The sequence below is a fragment of the Minwuia sp. IMCC3060 genome, assembly GCF_029909435.1.
Classification (GTDB): domain Bacteria; phylum Pseudomonadota; class Alphaproteobacteria; order Minwuiales; family Minwuiaceae; genus Minwuia.
Genome location: NZ_CP123782.1, coordinates 255453 through 276704, shown reverse-complemented (window position 1 = coordinate 276704; position 21252 = coordinate 255453). Strand labels below are relative to the sequence as shown.

15 protein-coding genes are annotated in these 21252 nt (G+C 65.5%); 10 read left to right on the top strand and 5 right to left on the bottom strand.

The window, feature by feature from the left end; genetic code table 11:
• Positions 1 to 26 precede the first annotated feature (26 nt).
• The 7 genes from QGV54_RS01150 (at position 27) to bmt (ending at position 9949) form a co-directional block, all read left to right on the top strand.
• Positions 27 to 1763 (top strand): AMP-binding protein, encoded by a 1737-nt coding sequence (locus tag QGV54_RS01150; protein ID WP_281018714.1) that lies wholly within the window; start codon positions 27 to 29, stop codon positions 1761 to 1763.
• Between the two features lie 81 nt (positions 1764 to 1844).
• Entirely contained in the window at positions 1845 to 4520 is a 2676-nt protein-coding gene (mutS, locus tag QGV54_RS01145) for a DNA mismatch repair protein MutS (RefSeq protein ID WP_281020044.1), read from the top strand.
• Positions 4510 to 5208 (top strand): 7-cyano-7-deazaguanine synthase QueC, encoded by a 699-nt coding sequence (gene queC, locus QGV54_RS01140; RefSeq protein WP_281018716.1) that lies wholly within the window; start codon positions 4510 to 4512, stop codon positions 5206 to 5208. The genes mutS and queC overlap by 11 nt, the downstream gene beginning before the upstream one ends.
• Before the next feature lie 36 nt (positions 5209 to 5244).
• The gene (locus QGV54_RS01135; RefSeq protein WP_281018717.1) at positions 5245 to 5817 is read left to right on the top strand and encodes a VUT family protein; all 573 of its coding nucleotides are present in this window, start codon (positions 5245 to 5247) and stop codon (positions 5815 to 5817) included.
• 78 nt (positions 5818 to 5895) lie between these two features.
• On the top strand, positions 5896 to 7347 hold the full coding sequence (locus tag QGV54_RS01130) for a HAMP domain-containing sensor histidine kinase (protein WP_281018718.1): 1452 nt from the start codon (positions 5896 to 5898) through the stop codon (positions 7345 to 7347).
• Positions 7340 to 8812, top strand: a complete 1473-nt coding sequence (locus QGV54_RS01125; RefSeq protein ID WP_281018719.1) for a HAMP domain-containing sensor histidine kinase — start codon at positions 7340 to 7342, stop codon at positions 8810 to 8812. Before QGV54_RS01130 ends, QGV54_RS01125 begins: the two co-directional genes overlap by 8 nt.
• 120 nt (positions 8813 to 8932) lie before the next feature.
• The gene (bmt, locus tag QGV54_RS01120) at positions 8933 to 9949 is read left to right on the top strand and encodes a betaine--homocysteine S-methyltransferase (RefSeq protein ID WP_348637643.1); all 1017 of its coding nucleotides are present in this window, start codon (positions 8933 to 8935) and stop codon (positions 9947 to 9949) included.
• Between the two features lie 42 nt (positions 9950 to 9991).
• Here the strand turns inward: bmt and queG are convergent, their stop codons facing one another.
• Both queG and QGV54_RS01110 read right to left on the bottom strand, forming a co-directional pair.
• The gene (gene queG / locus QGV54_RS01115; RefSeq protein ID WP_281018721.1) at positions 9992 to 11161 is read right to left on the bottom strand and encodes a tRNA epoxyqueuosine(34) reductase QueG; all 1170 of its coding nucleotides are present in this window, start codon (positions 11159 to 11161) and stop codon (positions 9992 to 9994) included.
• On the bottom strand, positions 11142 to 11816 hold the full coding sequence (locus QGV54_RS01110; RefSeq protein WP_281018722.1) for a glutathione S-transferase family protein: 675 nt from the start codon (positions 11814 to 11816) through the stop codon (positions 11142 to 11144). The genes queG and QGV54_RS01110 overlap by 20 nt, the downstream gene beginning before the upstream one ends.
• Before the next feature lie 118 nt (positions 11817 to 11934).
• Between QGV54_RS01110 and QGV54_RS01105 the strand changes: the two genes are divergently transcribed.
• From QGV54_RS01105 to QGV54_RS01095, 3 genes are read left to right on the top strand one after another with little or no spacing between them, the layout of a single operon-like run.
• A complete protein-coding gene (locus QGV54_RS01105; protein ID WP_281018723.1) occupies positions 11935 to 12741 on the top strand; it encodes an undecaprenyl-diphosphate phosphatase in 807 nt (268 codons plus the stop codon).
• 45 nt (positions 12742 to 12786) lie between these two features.
• A complete protein-coding gene (locus QGV54_RS01100; RefSeq protein ID WP_281018724.1) occupies positions 12787 to 13623 on the top strand; it encodes a TauD/TfdA family dioxygenase in 837 nt (278 codons plus the stop codon).
• A gap of 46 nt (positions 13624 to 13669) precedes the next feature.
• On the top strand, positions 13670 to 14464 hold the full coding sequence (locus tag QGV54_RS01095) for an enoyl-CoA hydratase-related protein (protein ID WP_281018725.1): 795 nt from the start codon (positions 13670 to 13672) through the stop codon (positions 14462 to 14464).
• Between the two features lie 35 nt (positions 14465 to 14499).
• Here the strand turns inward: QGV54_RS01095 and QGV54_RS01090 are convergent, their stop codons facing one another.
• The 3 genes from QGV54_RS01090 to QGV54_RS01080 form a co-directional block, all read right to left on the bottom strand.
• The gene (locus tag QGV54_RS01090) at positions 14500 to 14760 is read right to left on the bottom strand and encodes a hypothetical protein (RefSeq protein ID WP_281018726.1); all 261 of its coding nucleotides are present in this window, start codon (positions 14758 to 14760) and stop codon (positions 14500 to 14502) included.
• A 176-nt stretch (positions 14761 to 14936) separates the two neighbouring features.
• The gene (locus QGV54_RS01085; RefSeq protein ID WP_281018727.1) at positions 14937 to 15161 is read right to left on the bottom strand and encodes a hypothetical protein; all 225 of its coding nucleotides are present in this window, start codon (positions 15159 to 15161) and stop codon (positions 14937 to 14939) included.
• An 88-nt stretch (positions 15162 to 15249) separates the two neighbouring features.
• Complete coding sequence (locus QGV54_RS01080) at positions 15250 to 21123, bottom strand: calcium-binding protein (protein WP_281020043.1); 5874 nt, start codon at positions 21121 to 21123, stop codon at positions 15250 to 15252.
• Positions 21124 to 21252 lie beyond the last annotated feature (129 nt).

Here is a 21252-nt window from a genome sequence, read left to right as displayed (position 1 = left end):
GAACCATCTGGTGGAGGAAACAGCCCATGAACGAACAAAGCCCCGTCAAGGGTCAGAGCCATGATGCAACGCCGCGTGGCGGCGTCTCCCATGTCGTCGGCGACACCTCCGTGCCGCTCTGGCACCGGACCATTCCCGATGTGTTTGCGGAAACCGCGACGCGTTGTGCCGACCGCGATGCGGCCATCTTTCTGGAACAGGGCATCCGCTGGTCCTGGTCCGATCTGGCCGCCGAGGTCGATGCACTGGCGCAGGGTCTGGCCGGGCTTGGCCTCCGCAAGGGTGATCGCATCGGCATCTGGTCACCGAACCGTGCCGAATGGCTGCTGACCCAGTTCGCGACCGCACGGCTGGGGCTGGTGATGGTCAACATCAATCCCGCCTATCGCCTGTCGGAGCTGGAATACGCGCTGAACAAGGTCGGATGCCTGGCGCTGGTCACCGCCGCGACCTTCAAGACCTCCGACTATCTGGAGATGATCCGCACCCTGGCGCCGGAGATCGACACCTGCGCGCCGGGTGAACTGAAGTCCGCGAAGCTGCCCACGCTGCGCAGCGTGATCCGCATGGGCACCGAGAAAAGCGCCGGCATGTTCAGCTTCGACGACATTGTGGCGGCCGGACGCGCCCACCCCTCCGCCGATCTGGACGCCATCACGGCCAGCCTGGACCCGGATGACGCGATCAACATCCAGTTCACCTCCGGCACGACCGGGGCACCGAAGGGTGCCACGCTGACCCACCGCAACATCATGAACAATGCGCGCTTCGTGGTCGGGGCCATGCATTTTACCGAACAGGACCGGCTGTGCATTCCCGTGCCGCTGTACCACTGCTTCGGCATGGTCATGGGCACGCTGGGCTGTGTCGCCACCGGGGCCACCATGGTCTTCCCGGCGGAAGCCTTCGATCCCGAGACGACGCTCGCCGCCGTGTCGGCGGAAAAGTGCACCACCCTGTATGGTGTGCCGACGATGTTCGTTGCCGCACTCGGGCACCCGGACTTCGCCAGCTTCGACTTCTCCCACCTGCGCACCGGCATCATGGCCGGCGCCCCCTGCCCGACAGAGGTGATGAAGCGGGTGGTGAGCGAGATGAACATGTCGGAGGTCACCATCGCCTACGGCATGACGGAGACCAGCCCGGTATCCTTCCAGAGCAGTACCGACGATTCGCTGGACCGGCGCGTGTCCACGGTCGGGCGCATCCATCCGCACGTCGAATGCAAGGTGGTGGACGAGAACGGGGCCACCGTCGCGCCGGGCGTGCAGGGGGAACTGTGCACCCGCGGCTATTCGGTCATGAAGGGATACTGGGACGACCCGGAACGCACGGCGGAAGCCATCGACGCCGATGGCTGGATGCATACCGGCGACCTGGCCACCATCGATGCGGAAGGTTTCTGCAACATCACCGGGCGCGTGAAGGACATGCTGATCCGGGGCGGAGAGAACGTCTATCCGCGGGAGGTCGAGGAGTTCCTGTTCCGTCACCCGAAGATCGCCGACGCCCAGGTCTTCGGCATTCCCGACGAGAAGTACGGGGAGGAAGTCTGCGCCTGGGTGGTGCTGAAGCCCGGTCAGACGGCCGACGAGGATGAGGTCCGTGCGTTCTGCAAGGGCCAGATCGCGCATTACAAGATCCCGCGCCATGTCCGCTTCCGCACCGAACTGCCGATGACCGTCACCGGCAAGCCGCAGAAATTCCGCATGCGCGACGCGATGATCGAGGAACTGGGCCTGACCGTCGCCAAGACGGCTTGAAGCCAGCCCGCTTGACCGCTACGCAGTGACCATTGGCCCCGTCCGGGGCCAACGCGAATTGCAGGTGCAGGTACCCAGGGCATGAACGCCGCCGCCGACCAGCCGACACCCATGATGGTGCAGTATCTGGAGATCAAGGCCGCGCATCCCGGCGCGCTGCTGTTCTACCGCATGGGCGATTTCTACGAGCTGTTCTTCGACGACGCCCGGCAGGCCGCCGCCAGCCTCGACATCGCGCTGACCAAGCGCGGCAAGCATCTGGGGGAGGACATCCCGATGTGCGGCGTGCCGGTCCATGCCGCCGACCAGTATCTGGCCCGCCTGATCCGGGACGGGTTCCGGGTCGCCGTCTGTGAACAGACCGAAGACCCGGCAGAGGCGAAGAAGCGCGGTTCCAAATCGGTGGTGCGGCGCGATGTGGTCCGGCTGGTGACCGCCGGAACCCTGACCGAGGATTCGCTGCTCGACGCGCGGCGCAACAACTACCTGCTGGCGCTGGCCCGCAGCGGCACCGGCCGCAGTGCCACGTTCGGCCTGGCCTGGCTGGACATGTCGACGGGGGAGTTGCGCACCACCTGCGTCGCGCCGGAGCAGCTCGGCGCGGAACTGGCGCGGCTGGGTCCGGGCGAGATCCTGGTGCCGGAGACCCTGCTGGAGGCACTGGACGCGCAGATCGGTGACTGGTCCGACAGTTTCACACCGCTGCCCGCCCCCCGCTTCGACAGCCAGAGCGGGCAGAAGCGTCTCGCGGCGCTGTACGGCGTCGGCACCCTGGACGGTTTCGGCGCCTTCGAACGCGTTGAGGTCGCGGCGGCGGGCGCCGTGGTCGACTACGTCGAACTGACGCAGAAGGGACGGCTGCCGCCGATCCGGCCGCCGGTGCGGGAGGATACGGGGGCCACCATGGGCCTCGACCCCGCGACACGGCGCAATCTCGAACTCACGGAGACCCTGTCGGGCGAACGGCGCGGCAGCCTGCTTTCGGTCATCGACCGCACGGTCACCGGCGCGGGCGGGCGACGGCTGGCCACCGATCTCGCCGGACCGCTCACCGACCCCGCGGCCATCGACCGGCGTCTCGACATGGTGCAGTTCTTCGCCGACGGGGACACACGGCGACAGGATCTGCGGGATGCCATCCGACGCGCCCCGGATATCGAACGCGCCCTGTCACGGCTGGGCCTGGACCGGGGCGGCCCCCGCGATCTGGCACACCTGCGCGACGGTCTGCTGGCCGCGGCAGTCGCCCGTGACGTCCTCGGCAGCGATGGCCCTGCGGGTGTCACCGGGAACGCGGCGGCGCTGGTGGGCCATGGCGACCTGATCGACCGTCTGCGGGATGCCCTTGTCGACGAGCCACCGCTGCAGCGCCGCGACGGCGGTTTCATCCGCGACGGCTTCGACCCGACCCTGGACGAACTGCGCAGTCTGCGCGACGAGAGCCGTCGCCTGATCGCCGCGCTGCAGAAGCGCTATGCCGACGCGACCGGCGTCGCGTCACTGAAGGTGAAGCACAACAACATGCTGGGCTTCTTCGTCGAGGTGGCGCAGCGCCATGCCGAGCGGCTGGGCGACGATTTCATCCACCGCCAGACCATGGCGCAGGCCATGCGTTTCACCACCACGGAACTGGGGGAACTGGAGGGCAGGATCCGCTCCGCCGGTGACCGGGCGCTGGCGCTGGAGGAGACGCATTTCCGCGCATTGGCCGACGCGGTGCTGGCGCGTGCCGGGGCACTGGCGGATACCGCGTCAGCCATCGCCGCGCTGGACGTCGCCGCCGGTCTCGCCGAACTGGCGCGGGATGCGGATTTCTGCCGCCCCGTGGTCGACAGCTCACTGGATTTCACGATCGGCGCCGGACGGCATCCGGTCGTGGAGGCCTTCGCGACACCCGAAGACGGTGCGGGATTCCAGCCCAATGACAGCGATCTCGGCCCTGCCGCCGCCGGGGGCGACGCGGACACGTCTCCGGGACGGCTCTGGCTGCTCACCGGCCCGAACATGGCGGGCAAGTCCACATTCCTGCGCCAGAACGCGCTGATCGCCATCCTGGCGCAGATGGGCAGTTTCGTGCCAGCCGCCACGGCCCGGATCGGCGTCGTCGACCGGCTGTTCAGCCGGGTGGGGGCCGCCGACGACCTGGCCCGGGGCCGCTCCACCTTCATGGTTGAGATGGTGGAGACAGCGGCAATCCTGAACCAGGCGAGCGAACGCAGCCTCGTCATCCTGGACGAGATCGGGCGTGGCACGGCCACCTATGACGGGCTGGCCATCGCCTGGGCCACTGTCGAGGCACTGCATGAAACCAATCGCTGCCGGGGCCTGTTCGCCACCCATTACCATGAGCTGACGGCGCTGGCGGAACGGCTGGAGCAGGTAACCTGCCGCACCATGCGGGTGATGGAATGGAAAGGCAGCATCCGCTTCCTGCACCAGGTCATCCCCGGCGCGGCTGACCGGTCCTATGGCGTGCAGGTGGCGCGGCTGGCAGGCCTGCCGACCGCCGTGATCCGCCGGGCCGAGGCGGTGCTGAAACGGCTGGAGGCCGAGGGGGGTGGCCGCCGCAAGGTCAGCTTTGCGGACGACCTGCCGCTCTTCGCTGCCGCGCCCGCACCGGCACCTGCGGCCGACGCGACAGACACGAAACTGCGGCAGGCCATTGACGCCCTGCGCCCCGACGACATGTCGCCGAGGGACGCGCTTGAGGCACTCTACAGCCTGCGCGAGATGCTGGAGAGCGACGATGGAGAGTGACCGGGCGCTGGTGCTGCTTTCAGGCGGCCAGGATTCCGCCACCTGCCTGGCCTGGGCACTCGACCGCTTCCGGCATGTGGAGACCATCGGTTTCAACTACGGCCAGCGCCATCTGGTCGAGCTCGATTTCCGCGCGCATCTGCGCGACGCCATGGCCGGGATGAAACCTGAATGGGCGGCACGGCTGGGCGAGGATCACATGCTCGATCTCGGACTGCTGGGCCAGATTTCCGATACCGCCCTGACCCGCGAGACGGAAATCGCCATGCAGGCCGATGGCCTGCCCAATACCTTCGTGCCGGGCCGCAATCTCGTCTTTCTGACCATGGCGGCGACGCTGGCCTATCGCCGGGGCCTGCGCCACATCGTCGGCGGCATGTGCGAGACCGACTATTCAGGATATCCCGATTGCCGCGACGACACCATCAAGGCGCTGCAGGTGGCGCTGGGGCTGGGTATGGATCGCCGTTTCGTGCTGGACACACCCCTGATGTGGCTCGACAAGGGCCAGACTTGGAAACTGACGGAGTCCCTTGGCGGCGAAAGTCTGGTCGCCCTGATCCGCGATCACACGCTGTCCTGTTACATGGGGGCGGCCAGCGTCCTCAATGTGTGGGGTCGGGGATGCGGAAAATGCCCGGCTTGTGACTTGCGGAGCCGCGGCTATCTGGCGTATCGAAACCAATGATTGAATGTCAGCATCACTCGAACCCGGGATCGTGCCTTGACGCTTGACGCACTGGAACGCAAGAGATCCAGGGAAGGCCTGATCGCCCTCGTTGGTTTCGCCCTGTGCATTCCCGCCGCGAACTGGCTGATCGGGAATGTCGGGACGAAATGCCTTGAGAATGGACCCTGCCTGATCCCGGTCGCCCCGGGCATCTCCGCCCCCAGCGGTGTGCTGATGATCGGTCTGGCGCTGGTGCTGCGTGACATCATCCAGCGCCGTCTCGGTCCCGGCTGGGCGCTGGGCGCGATCGTCGCCGGCGCCGTCCTGTCGGGCATGGTTGCACCGCCGTCGCTGGTCTTCGCCTCCGCCTTCGCCTTCTTCCTGTCGGAAGGCGCGGACATGGCAGTCTATACCCCCTTGCAGAAGAAGCGGCTGATGCTTGCGGTCGTGCTCTCCAGTATCGTCGGGCTGCTGGTCGACAGCGTCATCTTCCTCTATCTCGCCTTCGGCAGTCTCGACTTCCTGTCCGGGCAGATCGTCGGGAAGTTCTGGATGGTGCTGCTGGCCCTGCCCGTGATCCACTGGCTGCGCCGCCGCGATGAGCGGATCGGTATGGGACCCGCCTGATCCGAGCACCCCGCGACCGGCAATCCCCGGCCCTCGTGATTTACCTTTTCTTACCGCCTCGAGTGCAGAATCAGGGGCATGCACCCGGTCAATCCCGCCCCACGCTCCGACCTGATTGGCGCAGCGCCATTTGCCCGGCTGCTGCGCGGTGTGCTTGACGCGCCGGAGGTCGAGCGCAAGCAGATCCTGATGATGGCCCGGCGCATCCGCGTCGACAGCATGACGCGGTTCGTCTTCGGGGGCATGATCACCATCGTCCTGAGCCTGACGACCTTGCTGGCAACCGAGGAATCAGCGCCGGGCGCGATCATGTGGTTCGTCCTGTTCATCTGCCTGTCGCCCGTCATGTTCCTCACGGGAACCTGGTTGCTGAAGCGCGCGCCGGAGGATTTCTCGCTGCGGCGCTGGCGCTTCGTGTTCATGACGCTCTACGCCGCGAACGGCATCCTCTGGAGCCTGCTGCTGCATTTCGCCTGGGCGGAGGAGAGTGCTTCAACGCAGGCGTTCGTGCTGCTGGTCGTCATCGCGCACCTGACCACCTATCTGGTCAATCTGGGATCGCACCTGCTGTCGTTCCTGACGACGACGATCACGGTCGCCGTGTTCAGCGAGATCCTGCTGCTGGGCAAGCCCTCCGACATCGCCACCCTGATCAGCGTTGTCTTTCCCATATTCAGCGTCTATCTGCTGGTGCTGGGTTACGACGCGAACCGGCGTCTGGGCGCGAGCCTGCGGCGCAGTGTCGAACTCAAGCGCATGGCCAGCGACCTGGAGGTTGCCCGCACCGAGGCGGTGGATGCGGGCCAGGCGCGCTACCGCTTCTTCGCCTCGATGAGACATGAGCTGCGCACGCCCCTGAACGCGATCATCGGATTTGCCGAGATGATGACGCACCGTATCCACGGCGAGCTCGGTTCGCCCCGATATGACGGGTACGCACGGGACATCCACAAGAGCGGCCATCACCTGCTGCAACTGGTGAACGACCTCCTCGACCTGTCGAGTGCGCATCACCAGCGCATGGAGATCCGGCGTGAGGAGGTCGAACTGGACTCCCTGCTGGAGGAGGCAGGCGCGGCACTGGCGCCCGCCGCGCGGGAAAAGGGCGTACGCTTCATTCTGGACGTTCCTGAAGGCACACGGGTCTCCCTCGACCCGATCCGCATGCTGCAGGTTCTGATCAACATCGGCAGCAACGCGATCAATTTCAGTGATCACGGCGGTCGTGTCAGTGTCCGGGCGGAAGCACGACCCGGCCAGACCCTGGTGATATCGGTGCAGGACGAAGGGGTTGGCATTGCGCCTGACGACCTCGCCCGGATCATCGATCCGATGACCCACGCAAGGCCCCGCGAATTGACGCAACATCAGGGCAACGGCACCGGTCTCGGCCTCGCCGTATCGCGGGAGATGGTCGAGCTGCACGGCGGCGGTCTGCGGATCGAGAGCGAGGTCGGGCTGGGAACCACCGTGACCCTGTCGCTGCCCGGCGCGCTGCTGGACCGGCACGGGGCCGAGCCTGATGACTGACGCGCGCGCCGCCGGCGGGTTGCGGGCCTGGCAACACCTCCACAGGCACTTCAATCGCCTGCGCCGCCATGTCGGTGGCCTGCTGATCGACCGGGAGGCCGTGGAGCGCCAGCAGCTGCTGATGCTCGCCCGCCAGTGTCAGATCGATGCCTTCAGTTCTGCCTTCTTCGGCCTTGTCCTGTGCGTCTTCCTGGATTCGCCGCTGGCACTCTTCGACGCCGCCCACCCGGGTCAGGTCTGGATCTGGTACGCGGTCTTCATCATCTGGGTTCCGACCATGGTCCTGACCGGCAGGCGGCTTCAGGGAACCGACCCGCCGCGGATCCGGGTACGGACCTGGCGCTGGCGCATGACGCTGCTCTACCTGCTGAACGGCATGGTCTGGATCAGTTTCATGTACGCCGCCTGGTCAGAGGACAATGTGGCGGTCCAGGCGCTGGTGATGATTGTCATCCTGGGTCATCTGACCACCTATCTGGTCAATCTGGGGCCGCACATGCTCGTCTTTCTGTTCCCGGCGGTCGCGGTCCTGACCGGTGCGGAAGCGCTCATGCTGCATTTCGATTCGGAACTGGCGGCTTTCGGTTCCGTCACCTATCCGCTCTACGGTCTCTACCTGCTGCTTCTGGGGCGCGACGCCCATCGCCGGCTGTCAGCGGCCCTGTTGCGCTCCACGGAACTGCAGGAAATGGCAGACAACCTGGAAGAGGCCCGCGCCCGTGCGGTTCGCCAGGGAGAAGCCCGGTCACGGTTCTTCGATGCGATGAGCCACGAGCTCAGAACCCCGCTCAACGCCATCATCGGCTTTTCCGAACTGATGCAGCAGCAGGTCCACGGTCCGATCGGTCACAGGAGCTATCAGGGGTACGTCGGCGACATCTCCAGCAGCGGTCGCCATCTGCTGCGCCTTGTCGATGACCTGCTCGACATGTCCAGCGTGGAGCAACAGAGCCTGGTCGTGACACCGGAACGGTCGGACCTTGATGAGCTTCTGGCCCAGGTGCGCATGGTTCTCAGCCCTCTGGCCGACCGCAAGAACCTGACTCTGGAGCTCATGTCCGCCGATGGGGTCCAGGCAACATTCGACCCGTTCCGCATGAAGCAGGTCCTGATCAACCTCGGGTCCAACGCCATCAAGTTCACACCGGACGGCGGACAGGTGCGCCTGACCTGGAAAACGGATGCGGCAGGTGCCCTGCTGCTGATCATCAGCGACAATGGTGTCGGCATCGGCCCCGACGACCTGGCACTGGTGTTCGACCCGTTCCGGCAGGTGCAGTCGGCGGGTGTGGCGCGCAAGGTCAATCATGGCACAGGGCTGGGCCTGACCATCTCCCGCGGGCTGGTGGAACGCCACGGCGGCACGCTCATACTGCAGAGCCAGCCCGGGCAGGGGACCCGTGCGATCGTGCGCCTGCCCAATGCGGAGATCGGGACGGAACCGCGATCCCGGTTCGGCACCTGAGACAGGTCTCCCGTCACAGGTCTCCGGTCAACGGCTGTCGCATTGGCAGCGCCTTCCTTCGCAAACAGGACAGGCGATTCTGCCGGAAACGGGATATAAAGAAATCTACATGTCATCAGGATGAGTATTGCCGTGCTTGAGAAACTGCTTGCCGAACGGGACGTGCTGCTGGCCGATGGTGCCACGGGAACCAACATGTTCGCCCTCGGGCTGCCTGCCGGTCACGCGCCGGAGGACTGGAACATTGTCGAGCCGGACAAGGTTCGCGCACTCTACCGCGGGTTTGTCGAAGCCGGCTCGGACATCATCCTGACCAACAGTTTCGGCGGCACGGCCTTTCGCCTGAAGCTTCACAACCTGCAGGACCGGGTGGTGGAACTGAACCAGGCCGCCGCAATGCTGGCCCGGGAAGTCGTGGCCGATGCCGGCCGCCCGATTGTCGTCGCCGGGTCGGTTGGTCCGACCGGCGAACTGCTGGCGCCGCTGGGATCGATGACCTACGACGATGCCGTCGCGGCCTTCACCGATCAGATCACGGGGCTGAAGGCCGGCGGCGCAGACGTTGCCTGGATCGAGACCATGTCCGCACCGGAGGAGATGCAGGCCGCTGCGGAGGCCGCGATCAGCGTTGGCCTGCCCTATGTCTATACCGCCAGCTTCGACACCGCCGGGCGCACCATGATGGGGCTGCCGCCTGCCGACCTGGCAAACGTCACGGCCAACCTTGCTGAAGCACCCGTCGCCTTCGGCGCCAACTGCGGCGTCGGCGCTTCCGACCTGCTGCTCGCCATCCGTGACATGCCGACCGGGGACCACACCGTCGTGGCCAAGGCCAATTGCGGCATTCCGCAGATACGCGGCGACAGCGTCGTCTATACCGGCACGCCCGAGCTGATGGCGGACTATGCGCGCCTTGCCATGGATTGCGGCGTCCGCATCATCGGCGGCTGCTGTGGCACGACGCCGGAGCATGTGCGCGCCATGCGCGACGCCATCGACAGCCACGCACGCGGACCACGCCCGGAGATGGAAGAGATCATCAGGCGGCTGGGCCCGCTGATGGCGCCGCCTGCCAGCGGCGACCGGACCAGTGAGCGTGGTGACCGCAAGGGCCGCAGGCGGCGCAGCGCCGCCTGACCGGTCCGAACCTCTCAGGTCCGGCGTTTCAGGCCCGGCATCTCAGGCCAGACGTTTCAGGCCAGCATCCCATTCAGCCCTGACCCCGGCATCCGGTTCGGCCGCCTGTCGCGCCATGGCCTCGTTACGGAACAGCGTGGCATCGCCGAACCGGCTCAGCGCCCAGACCGCCATGCCGCGCACCAGCGGCGACCCGTCGCCAAGCAATGCCCGGACCTGCTGCAACAGGGCCGGACTGTCCGCGTTCCCGGCGGCCACCAGGACATTGCGCAGGAACCTTGCCCGCCCCAGCCGCTTCACCGGCGTTCCGGCAAATCGCTTCCTGAAGGCGGCATCGTCAAGCGCCAGCAGTTCGGCCAGCGGTGCCAGGTGCAGATCTTCCCGCATCTCCAGTCGCGCATCCCGGCTCTCGGTCGCGAAACGGTTCCACGGACAGACCGCCAGACAATCGTCACAGCCGAAGATGCGATTGCCGATGGCGGTCCGGAAGCGGTCCGGAATCTGGCCCTGATGTTCTACCGTCAGATAGGCGATGCAGCGCGTGGCATCCAGCTGGTAGGGCGCGGGAAACGCCGCGGTCGGACAGACGTCCAGACAGCGGCGGCAGGAACCGCAGTGGTCCCCCGACGGTGCATCCTGCGGCAGGTCGAGCGTGGTGAAGATCGCGCCGAGAAAGGTCCAGGACCCGTGACGGCGGCTGACCAGGTTGGTGTGCTTGCCCTGCCAGCCGAGACCCGCCTGCGCCGCCAGCGGTTTTTCCATCACCGGGGCCGTGTCGACGAAGACCTTGATCTCCGCAGCCGCACCAGCCTGTCGCGCATCAGCCAGCAGCGACTGGCCAAGCTGTTTCAGGCGGCCCTTGACCACATCATGATAATCGCGCCGCGCGGCATAGACGGATACGGCGCCCCGGTCCGTCCGGGACAGGCTGTCGAGAGGGTTCACGGGTGGGGCGAAGCTGGTCGCCAGCATGATGATGCTGCGCACCGCCGGCCAGAGTGCCGCCGGATCCCCCCGCCATTCGGCGCGGTCGCGCAGCCAGTCCATGTCGCCATGGCGTCCGAGTTCGATGAAGTGTGCCAGACGGGTCGCGGCCTGCGTCATGCCCGATGGCCCCGTGATCCCGATGTCATCGAATCCCTCTGTCCGGGCGCGCGCCAGCAACCGGTCCCGCAGTCGCTGCCGCGCCGCGTCAGAAATCGAGGTCGGCATAATGTGCGGGCGGCGGATAGCCGCCGATGCGGTCCTGCAACAGCGGGCGGAAGGACGGGCGGGACTTGATGCGGCTGTACCAGTCGCGCGCATGCGCGTTCCGGTCCCAAGGCACATCACCGAAATAGTCAGGCACCGAGAGATAGGCTCCCGCGGCAAGATCAGCGACGCTGAAACGGTCACCCCCGAGCCAGCGGCGGCGCATCGCCAGGTGGCCGATGTAGTCCAGATGGACCTGGATGTTCCATCGCGCGGCACGGATCGCGGCCGCATCCGGGCTGCCATCCCGCATCAGGCCGCGCAGCACCCGCTCCCGCAGCAGCGGGCCGCTGACTTCCTGCTCGAACTTGTCCACGAACCAGCCCGTCAGGCGCCGGACTTCCACACGCGTCTCCGCGTCCGGGCCGATCAGGTTCGGCTCCGGAAAGGCCTCCTCCAGATATTCGATCAGCGCCCGCGTCTCGGAAAGCGCCGCCGCCTGTTCCGAAATCTTCAGGACAGGTACGGTTCCGGCAGGGTTGAGGCGCAGGAACGCCTCCGGTCGCTCCCAGAACCTGACCGGTTCCAGCCTGAACCCGACCCCCTTCTCCGCCAGCACCAGCCGCAGCAGCCGACATGCCGGTGACAGGGCAAAATGGAACAGGCTCGGCGTCAATCGGCTACCTTTCCGGACCGGGGTGGGGGCGTCAGGCCGCAGGCCATGCGCCGCACGGGGCTTGTGCAATCGCTTGATAAGAGCTTACACGAACAATTCAAGCATCGGAGTGGCCACCATGACCCTGCTGCAACTGATCATCATCGCTGTCGTGCAGGGCATCACCGAATTCCTGCCGATCAGCTCGTCAGGGCATCTCTATCTGACCTCCAACCTGCTGGGCTGGGCCGATCAGGGCGTAATGGTCGATGCGGCGGTGCATCTGGGGACGCTGGTGGCGGTGCTGATCTACTGCTGGCGCGACATCGGACGGATGATCGGCGGCTTCTTCCTCGCCTTGCGGGGGCGCAGCAGCGCGGGCGGGCGCATGTTGCTGTTCCTGATCATCGCCACCATCCCGCTTGTCATCGCCGGCGGGGCGCTGGTCTATCTGGGTGCCACCGATATCTTCCGCTCCATCGAGGTTGTGGCCTGGGCAACGCTGGGATTCGGCCTGCTGCTCTGGCTGGCCGACATCAGCGGCATGACCGTGCGCCGGATCGAGCACATGACAATCGGCAGCGCGCTCACCATCGGTTGCTTCCAGGTCCTGGCCCTTATTCCGGGAACCAGCCGGTCCGGCATCACCATGACCGCCGGAAGGCTGCTGGGGTTCGAGCGGGCGGAGGCGGCCCGGTTCTCCCTGCTGCTGTCCATCCCAGCCATCCTCGCCTCCGGGGGCCATGCGGTGAAGGAGATCGCCGAAAGCGGCAATGCCGCCCTGACAGAGAATGTCGCCATCGCCATGGCGGTTGCCTGCCTGACCGCCCTGCCCGCCATTGCCCTGATGATGGCCTGGCTGCGCCGATCCGGGTACGGCATCTTCGTCATCTATCGGGTGGTTCTGGGTCTGGGTCTGCTGGCTGTCGCCTACGGTTTCGTGTGATAGGCTGAGGCTGCTCGGTACCAGCGACGGAGGTCACGCCAGATCATGAGCGCATCCCTGCACCCGGTCAGTCCCGGTTGTGGCGTCGAGGTTCGCGGTGTCGAACTTGCACGCCTGTCCAATAGCGACCTGAGCCTGATCCGCGACGCCTTCCACGAACATGGCGTCATCTTCCTGCGCGACCAGACATTTACCCCGGAAGATCACCTGGCCTTTGCCCGCCGCTGGGGGGAGATCGTCATCAACGAGCATTTCCCCGAACTGGCCGACACGCCGGAGATCGCCGTGGTGATCAAGGAAGCCGACCAGAAGACCAACATCGGCGGCGGCTGGCATGCGGACCATTCCTATGATCCGGCCCCGGCGCTGGGATCCATCCTGGTCGCACGCGACGTCCCGGAATGTGGTGGCGACACGATGTTCGCCCATATGGCGCGGGCCTTCGACACGCTCTCCGACGGGCTGAAGGCCAACCTGCGCAGCCTGCGCGCGCTGCATTCGTCCCGCCAGATCTACGGACCCGGCGGGGCCTACGATGGCACGGACCTGAAGCAGGTGCTGAAGGCCGACGGGGCACTGTCGGACGCGATGCATCCGGTGGTGATCCGGCATCCGGAGACCGGGCGGGAAGTCCTCTACGTGAATCCGGCCCACACCATACGGTTCGAGGGCTGGACGCGGGAGGAGAGCCTGCCGCTGCTGAACCACCTCTATGCCCACGCCACGAAGCCGGACTTCACCTGTCGCCATCGCTGGACGCCCGGCTGCGTCGCCATGTGGGACAATCGCAGCACCTGGCACTATGCCCTGAACGACTATCAGGGCCAGCGCAGGGAGATGCATCGCATCACCATCGCGGGCACCCCGCTGGCCGCTGCCTGAAACGGCGGCAACCGACGCAACACTCATCCTGGGGAGGATCTGAAAGATGAGCTATTCGTACATGAAGTTCGAAGTGACCGAGGGCGTGGCCCTTTGCACCTTCGACCGTCCCGATGCAGCGAACGCCATGCATCTGGGCATGATGGAAGAGATGTTCGATATCGCCGTGCGCATCGACGAGGATCCGGCCATCCGCGCCGCGGTCTTCACCGGCACGGGCAAGATGTTTTCCGCCGGCGGCGACCTGAAGCACTTCCAGACCAAGGGCGATGACCTGCCCGCCGAAGTGAAGCGGATGACCCTGTTCCTGCACGGCGCGATCTCGCGCATGCATCGCATGGATCCGCCGGTGATCTGCGCCGTGAACGGTGTCGCGGCAGGGGCGGGATTCAGTTTCGCGATCCAGGGCGACCTGGTTGTTGCGGCAGAGTCAGCCAAGTTCACCTCCGCCTATACCCGCGCGGGCGTTTCCGGTGATGGGTCCTCGACCTATTTCCTGCCGCGCCGGGTCGGCACCAAGCGCGCGCTCGACCTGATGCTGACCAATCGCGTGCTGAGCGCGGCGGAAGCGCGGGACTGGGGTCTGGTGGACTACATCCACCCGGACGACCAGATGCTGGACAAGGCAATGGAACTGGCAGGCACGCTGGCCAAGGGACCGACCGCCACATACGGCACGGTGAAGTCGCTGATCCTGGAAAGCATGAGCGAGTCACTGGAGAGCCAGATGGAACGGGAAACGACGGGCATCGCGGAAGCCATGCGCCGCCCGGACGGCAAGGAAGGCATCGACGCCTTCGTGTCCAAGCGGCCTGCCAACTTCACCGGCAAGCGCCACTGAGCGCAGTCAGGAGCGTACGGTTCGGCCCGGGGGCTCTACTTCTTCTTGAACGCGTTTGAGTTCGGGTTGTTGTTCGGGTTGTTCCCGGTGCCACCGCCACAACCTCCGCCGCCGCCCTGTCCGACGCCACCGCCCTGTCCCAGGCCAATGCCCGGACCGCCACCGCAGCCACTGGGGAACGCGGCCCGGGCACTGTCGAGGCGTGTAACCAGTGGTGCTGCATAGACAGCAGTGGCGACAAGCCCGAGCCGAGCCAGCGCGTTGCGGCGTGTCAGGGTCGGTCCATGCTTGGCCATTGCAAAATCCTCCGATGGAAGGGAAAGGGTTCCCGTCCTCAAAGGATCATATGGTAGGTATTCAAACACTACACAAGGGGTGGTGCCGAAACATTTCCCGGTGAAATGATGGGCGTCACGTTTCTACTGAGGCGAGAATTGTGGGCTGCGACAGTAGCTCCCCGCACCCGAGAGGGTTACTGGCAACCAGCCCCACCGCCGCCGCCGGTAGGTGCAGGCGCCTGGGTTCCGCCGCCCGCACAATTGCTCGGGAAAGCGGCCCTGGCGCTGTCGAGGCGCGTCACTGTCGGTGCCAGATAGACCGCGGCCGCGCCGAGTCCCAGCCTGGCAAGCGCTGCGCGACGGTCGGCACGGGCCGCGTCGGAGCCTGTCTGCTGTTTCCGGATCGGTTCTTCGGTCATTTCTCGGTCCCTCCTGAACTCAGATGGGCATGTTGCTTTCTCGTCATCGGCGGGCGCGGTCGTCCGCCGAATTCACACCTATTAACGATCAGATCGTAAACAACAGGTTGCTTTCGTCGTCGAGCAGATCGATGCCGGCGACACCGTTGTTCAGCAAGGTGGTGGCTGTCGTGACGGTTCCACCCAGCGTGTCGAGCAGATTGAGCTCAGTCACCGCGTCGGCATCGAAGGTGATGGAACCGGACCCGTCGTTGAACGCGACATTGACGATACCGCCGCCGAGGTCCGTGAAGGCCAGTTCACCCAGGTCATCGACACCGAAGATGTTCAGCGTGTTGCCCGCGCCGGAGTCGACGATCGTGTCATCGTTGACATCCAGGTCGGTACGGCGACCGAACAGGTAGGTGTCCTTCTGGCCGTTGCCGCCCGTCAGCGTGTCGGAACCATTGCCGCCGAACAGCGTATCGAAGCCGACATTGCCACGCAGATCGTCGTTGCCGTCGCCACCAGCCATGAAGTCATCACCGTTGTCGCCGGTCATGAAGTCATCGCCCGCGCCGCCGTCCATGCTGTCGGCACCTTCCTGACCGCGCAGACGGTCATTCCCGGCACCGCCGAGCAGTGTGTCATCGCCGCCGGCACCAAACAGCTCGTCATTGCCCTCGCCACCATCGACGAAGTCCTTGCCGCCATCCGCATTGATGAAGTCATCGCCGCCGCCGCCGAACAGGTCATCCCCGTTCAGGCCGCCACGGATACGGTCAGCACCCTCGCCGCCCTCGATCGTGTCCTCACCGTCGTTGCCACGCAGCACGTCATCACCCAGGCCGCCGAACAGGGCGTCGTCCCCGTCCTCGCCATCCATGAAGTCATTGCCGATGCCGCCGTCGAGCTGGTCATTGCCCAGGTTGCCACGCAGGTTGTCGTCGCCCTCGCCGCCGGTCAGCGTGTCGTCGCCGTCACCGCCGCGCAGGCTGTCCGCCCCTTCGTCGCCGAACAGGACATCATCGCCGATGTCGGAGACCATGAAGTCGGCATCCAGGCCACCGTGCATGGTGTCATTGCCGTCGCCGCCACGCAGCACATCCTCGCCCGCATCACCGAACAGCTCATCCTGGCCACCGTCGCCGCGCATGGTGTCGTTGCCTTCACCACCCTCGACCCGGTCGTTGTCCGTGCCGCCTTCCATGAAGTCGGCACCCAGGCCGCCCAGCAGCGTGTCATTGCCGGCATTGCCGCGCACGGTGTCGTCACCTGCGCCACCGGAGACCACGTCGTTGCCCGCGTCGCCCAGCACCTTGTCGACGCCATCGCCGCCGTCGACCGTGTCGTCACCGTCACCGCCTTCGACCTGGTCGTCGCCGTCGCCGCCGGACACCACGTCATTGCCCGCGTCGCCCTTGACCACATCGGAACCGACACCGCCGTCGAGCACGTCGTCATCGGCGCGACCGCGCAGGATGTCATTGCCCTCGCCACCGACCAGGCTGTCCGCACCGTCACCGCCGTCCAGGAAATCGGCACCGGCGTCACCCACCAGGGTGTCGTCGCCCGCGTCGCCCTTGGCCGTGTCGTTGCCGTCGCCGCCGAAGATCAGGTCATTGCCGTTCTCGCCCAGCAGGCTGTCTGCCCCGCCGTCGCCGAACAGGGTGTCGTCACCATTGTTGCCGCGAACAGTGTCGTCGTCGGCGTCGCCATGGACCACGTCATTGCCGTCGCCGCCGCCGACGGAGTCGGCGCCAAGGCCACCGAAGACGAAATCGTCGCCCGCGCCGCCGTCCACATCGTCATTGCCATCGTCGCCAAAGACCGTGTCGGAGCCGTCGTTGCCGGCCACCCGGTCATCGCCATCGCCGCCGAAGACGCTGTCATTGCCGCCATTGCCTTCCACGAAGTCGTTGCCGGCGTCGCCATAGGCCACGTCGTCATCCTCGAAGGCGCAGACCAGATCGTCGCCCTCACCGCCATAGAGCAGGTCGTCGCCCTGGCCACCGAAGACGGTGTCGTTGTCGAAGCCGCCGTACTGGGTGTCATTGCCATCATTGCCGATGACGAAGTCCGCATTCGGCCCATCGAAGGGCAGCAGCACGGGCAGGCCCGCAAAGACCACGTAGCCGGTATAGACGTTGCCGCCGTTCGGGCGATCCGCGCCGGAGTCGTTGATTTCCTTCTTGATGTCCTCGACCGCGAAGTTCGCGCCGCCGGACTGGTAGCTGACGAACTGGTCCGGCTCGAACGACAGTTCGCCCGCGGAGGCGTCGGTCAGCGCACCGTTGAACTCGATCGCCTCGACGAACAGGTTCCGGTCCTCATTGCATTCCGGGCCGAAGGAATTGTCGCAGTCGCCTCCATCGGTGGCGTCGTTCAGGAAGCTGATCTTGACCTCGCCCGCGCGCTGCGCCTCGGTCAGGCCGGAGATGTCGAAGCCATAGGGGCTGAGCGACTGCGTGACCTGGGCCGTGCCGACGACCACGCCCCCGACAGAGACCTCCATCACCGGGAAGACACCGTCCAGCGGCGAACCATGCGCATGGACAATCAGCGTGTCGGTGTCGCCATGGCTCGCGGTGACGCCGTCACCGAACATCAGGTCGGCACCGTCATTGCCACGGATATCGTCATTGCCGCCGCCGCCGATCAGCGTGTTCTCGCCGTCATTGCCGGTGATGCGGTCGTCGAAGTCGGAGCCGATGGCGCTGTTGAAACCGGTCAGCGCGATGTCCAGGCCGTTGGCATCCTGCGCCAGGTCGTTCTGCAGCGCGATCAGCACACCGCCATCCGCACTCTGGAAGGAGACCGTGTTGTTGCCGGCGCCGCCATCCATGGTGTCCGCGCCACCAAAGCCGTCGATGGTGTCATCACCATCGCCGCCCAGGATCACGTTCGCACCTTCATCGCCCAGCAGGGAATCATTGTGGTCGGAGCCGGTCAGATTCTCGATATTCTCCAGGCTGTCGATCCAGCCATCGCCGTCCTTCTCCGCGATGCCGTCATTCAGGCTGGCCAGCACCGTGCCCTGCGCGCCGGAATAGTCGGCCGTGTCGATCCCGGCCCCGCCATCCATGACGTCGGCACCGGCATTGCCCGCCAGCAGATCATCGCCATCACCGCCCAGCAGGGTGTCGCAGCCCATGTCACCGGCCAGCGTGTCATTGTCGGCGTCACCGGAAATCTGGTCGTCACCGCGATTGCCATTGATCAGGTCATCACCCGCGCCACCGCTGATCGTGTCGTCGCCATGGGTGTCGGTGGAGGTCTGGTTCGTCAGCCCGCCGGAGAAACCCAGCAGCACGTCATAGGAAAGTTCCGTGTCGGCACTGTCAGGCAGGGGCAGGTCAGCCTCGGTCACCGAGTCGTCGAGGATGAAGAGTTCACCCTCGCCCGGCCCCAGTTCCGGGTCACTGTTGGACCCCGCCTTGATCGAGATCGCGACCAGGCTGCTGCCGGGGAAGGTGGCCTCCACGAAGGACGCGATGGGCAGCGTATTGGGATCGTGGATCTCGTCAGCGCCTTCGGGGAAGTCCTCCAGCTTGATCTTGGTCACCGAGACGGTGCCTTCGCCATCGGCCAGATAGAGCACGATGTTGGAGATGGCATTCCCGAAGACCGGCAGCTCGACCGGATCACAGGTCAGTTCGCTGTCATCGTCGCCAATGATCGTGTCATTGCCGTCGCCGCCGGAAATCTCGTCCGAGCCGCCGCCACCGGCAATCGAGTCATCGCCCTGGTTGCCCGCGATCAGGTCATCGCCCAGACCACCGTCGATGGTGTCGTCATGGCTGGTCTCGCAGCCTTCCGTCGTCGTGACATCGACCTGCCAGTTGACGTCGTCAAAGTCGTTGTCGCCGCCATTCTCCAGATCTTCCCAGTTGGAATTGCCGGCAAGCTCGCTGCCGCTCTCATGATCGAGACCGTCGCCGTTCAGGCTGGCGTCCGAGAAGAAGACCGGGCCGTGCCCCCCAGCCGCCGCAACGGGCGTACCATCCACCAGCGCCTGCAGTTCGCCATTGCCGTTGTCGGCGAAGGTCACCGCGTCGCCATCGGCGAGTCCGGGGTTCTGGTTGCCGCCGTCCGGGATCAGGAACAGGCCAAGCTGTGCCGCGCCGCCAAGCTGTGCGGCGTCCAGCGTGAAGGTCAGGACATCCGCGCCCTCAGCGGCGTCAGAGGTCTTGACGTCCGCCTTGACCACCTCACCGGAGATCGGCGTGCCGTTCTCGTCGGCCAGGTAGAAGCCGAAGCTGTTGTGGAACGACGCCTCGCCGCCCAGGAAATCCATCGTCAGGGTGATGCTGTCGCGGCCCGCCACGTCGTAGAGACCGTTCTCGCCCTGCGGAATGGTGATCTGCTCGACACCGCCGGAAGCGGTGCCGCTGTCGCCCGTGATCGTGTCATTGCCGGTGCCGCCGTCGATCACGTCATTGCCAGCGCCGCCGTCGATCAGATCGTTGCCTTCGTCGCCAGACAGTGAGTCGTCGCCGCCATTGCCGTTGATCTCGTCGTCACCCAGGCCGCCGTGGATGGTGTCGCTGTCGCCATCACCGCAGTCATCGACGACCACAGAGGTGGTGAACTTGATCGAGTAGAGAAAATAGTCGCTGGAATCCGAACCGCCGACATCGTCGCCATCCGCATAGGGCAGCGCCGAGAGCTCGATGGAGGCGAAATCGCCAATCCCATCGATGGTGAAACGACCGACGGCGGGAATGTCGCCCAGATCATGATCGGTGATCACGTCGTCCGGACCGAAGGTGCCGGTGGCCACCTCATTGCCGTCCGCATCCAGGGCGCGCCACTGGCCGGTCTCGCCGCCATTGCCCTCGTCGGGGAAGAAATGCGTGACGGTCACCGTCGCGCTGTCGACGTTCTGGCCGAAGTCCGCCATCAGCGTCTGGCTCTCGCCCGAGCTGGCGTGATTGATCTGATCGCCGACCGGGCTGCCACCCGCCACACCGATGCCATGGCTGACGTCGGTTACGGTGGCGGCACTGCCGTCAAAGTCGGTGGCGGACAGGCTGACGCCGACCGCATCGAAGCCGGCAATCCCGTTCTCGGCGCAGAACTCCTCGCCGCCGGTCGAACCGGAACCCTCGCCATCGGCGCCGCCGTTCAGGGTGTCGTTGCCTTCACCGCCCTCGATCAGATCCTCGCCTTCGCCACCATCGATGAAATCGTTGCCTTCCTCGCCATCAATGGTGTCCTCACCGGCACCACCGGCGATCACGTCATCACCCGGCACATCCTCGACGACAACCGTGGCGGGACCCACCAGAGAGACGCTGTCGATGAAGATCGCGTGTTCGTCACAGCTCTGGATCCTGAACTCGAGCTGATCGCTGCCGTTGCCCGCACCGCCTTCGACCTCGAACTCGTAGCCGCACCAGTTGGTTGAAGTCTGCTCGATGCAGGCGATTTCCTCGCCGCCGAAGAAGACCTGCACCACTTCGCCATAGTCGCCATCGCGGTTCAGCAGGGAGAAATTCAGCGTGTAGCTCTCGCCATCCAGAAGACCTTCGACATTCTGGAAGACGTTCGTGTTGCTGAAGAACGGATCCGTGCCGCCGCCGTCGATCTCCAGCTTGAAATTGCCATCCAGTGCGGCGGGTGAGTTGTCGATACCGGTCCAGTCGCCATGAATCTCGATATTGTCGCCACTGGTCTGCCAGCCGGGCACGGCCTCGTAGAATCCGACTTCCGTGCGGTCATGCACGTCGTCGTGATTGCTGTTGAACGTGGTGAGCATGGTGGGACTGCCGGAGCCGTCCGCCACCGCCTCGAACGAGCCATTGACGATGAAATCGCGGATCTCGACCGTGCCGCCATCAGTGTTGCCGTCGCCACGGATGCTGTCGTTGCCGGCACCACCGTCGATGGTGTCATTTTCGCCGCCGCCGACAATGATGTCGTCCGCTTCCGTACCTGAAAGCGTGTCCGCGTCCGGTGTTCCGATGATGCCGTCAGTCATATGCCCTGCTCCACCCGTCGCGCCGGTTCCGTGGCGCATTGGTTTTGGTTCCAGAAGGTGTCACAGCAAGAGACGGGCCAGATTGTCGCAAGATGACCATGCCCGTGGAGGCTGCAACTGCTGACCGTG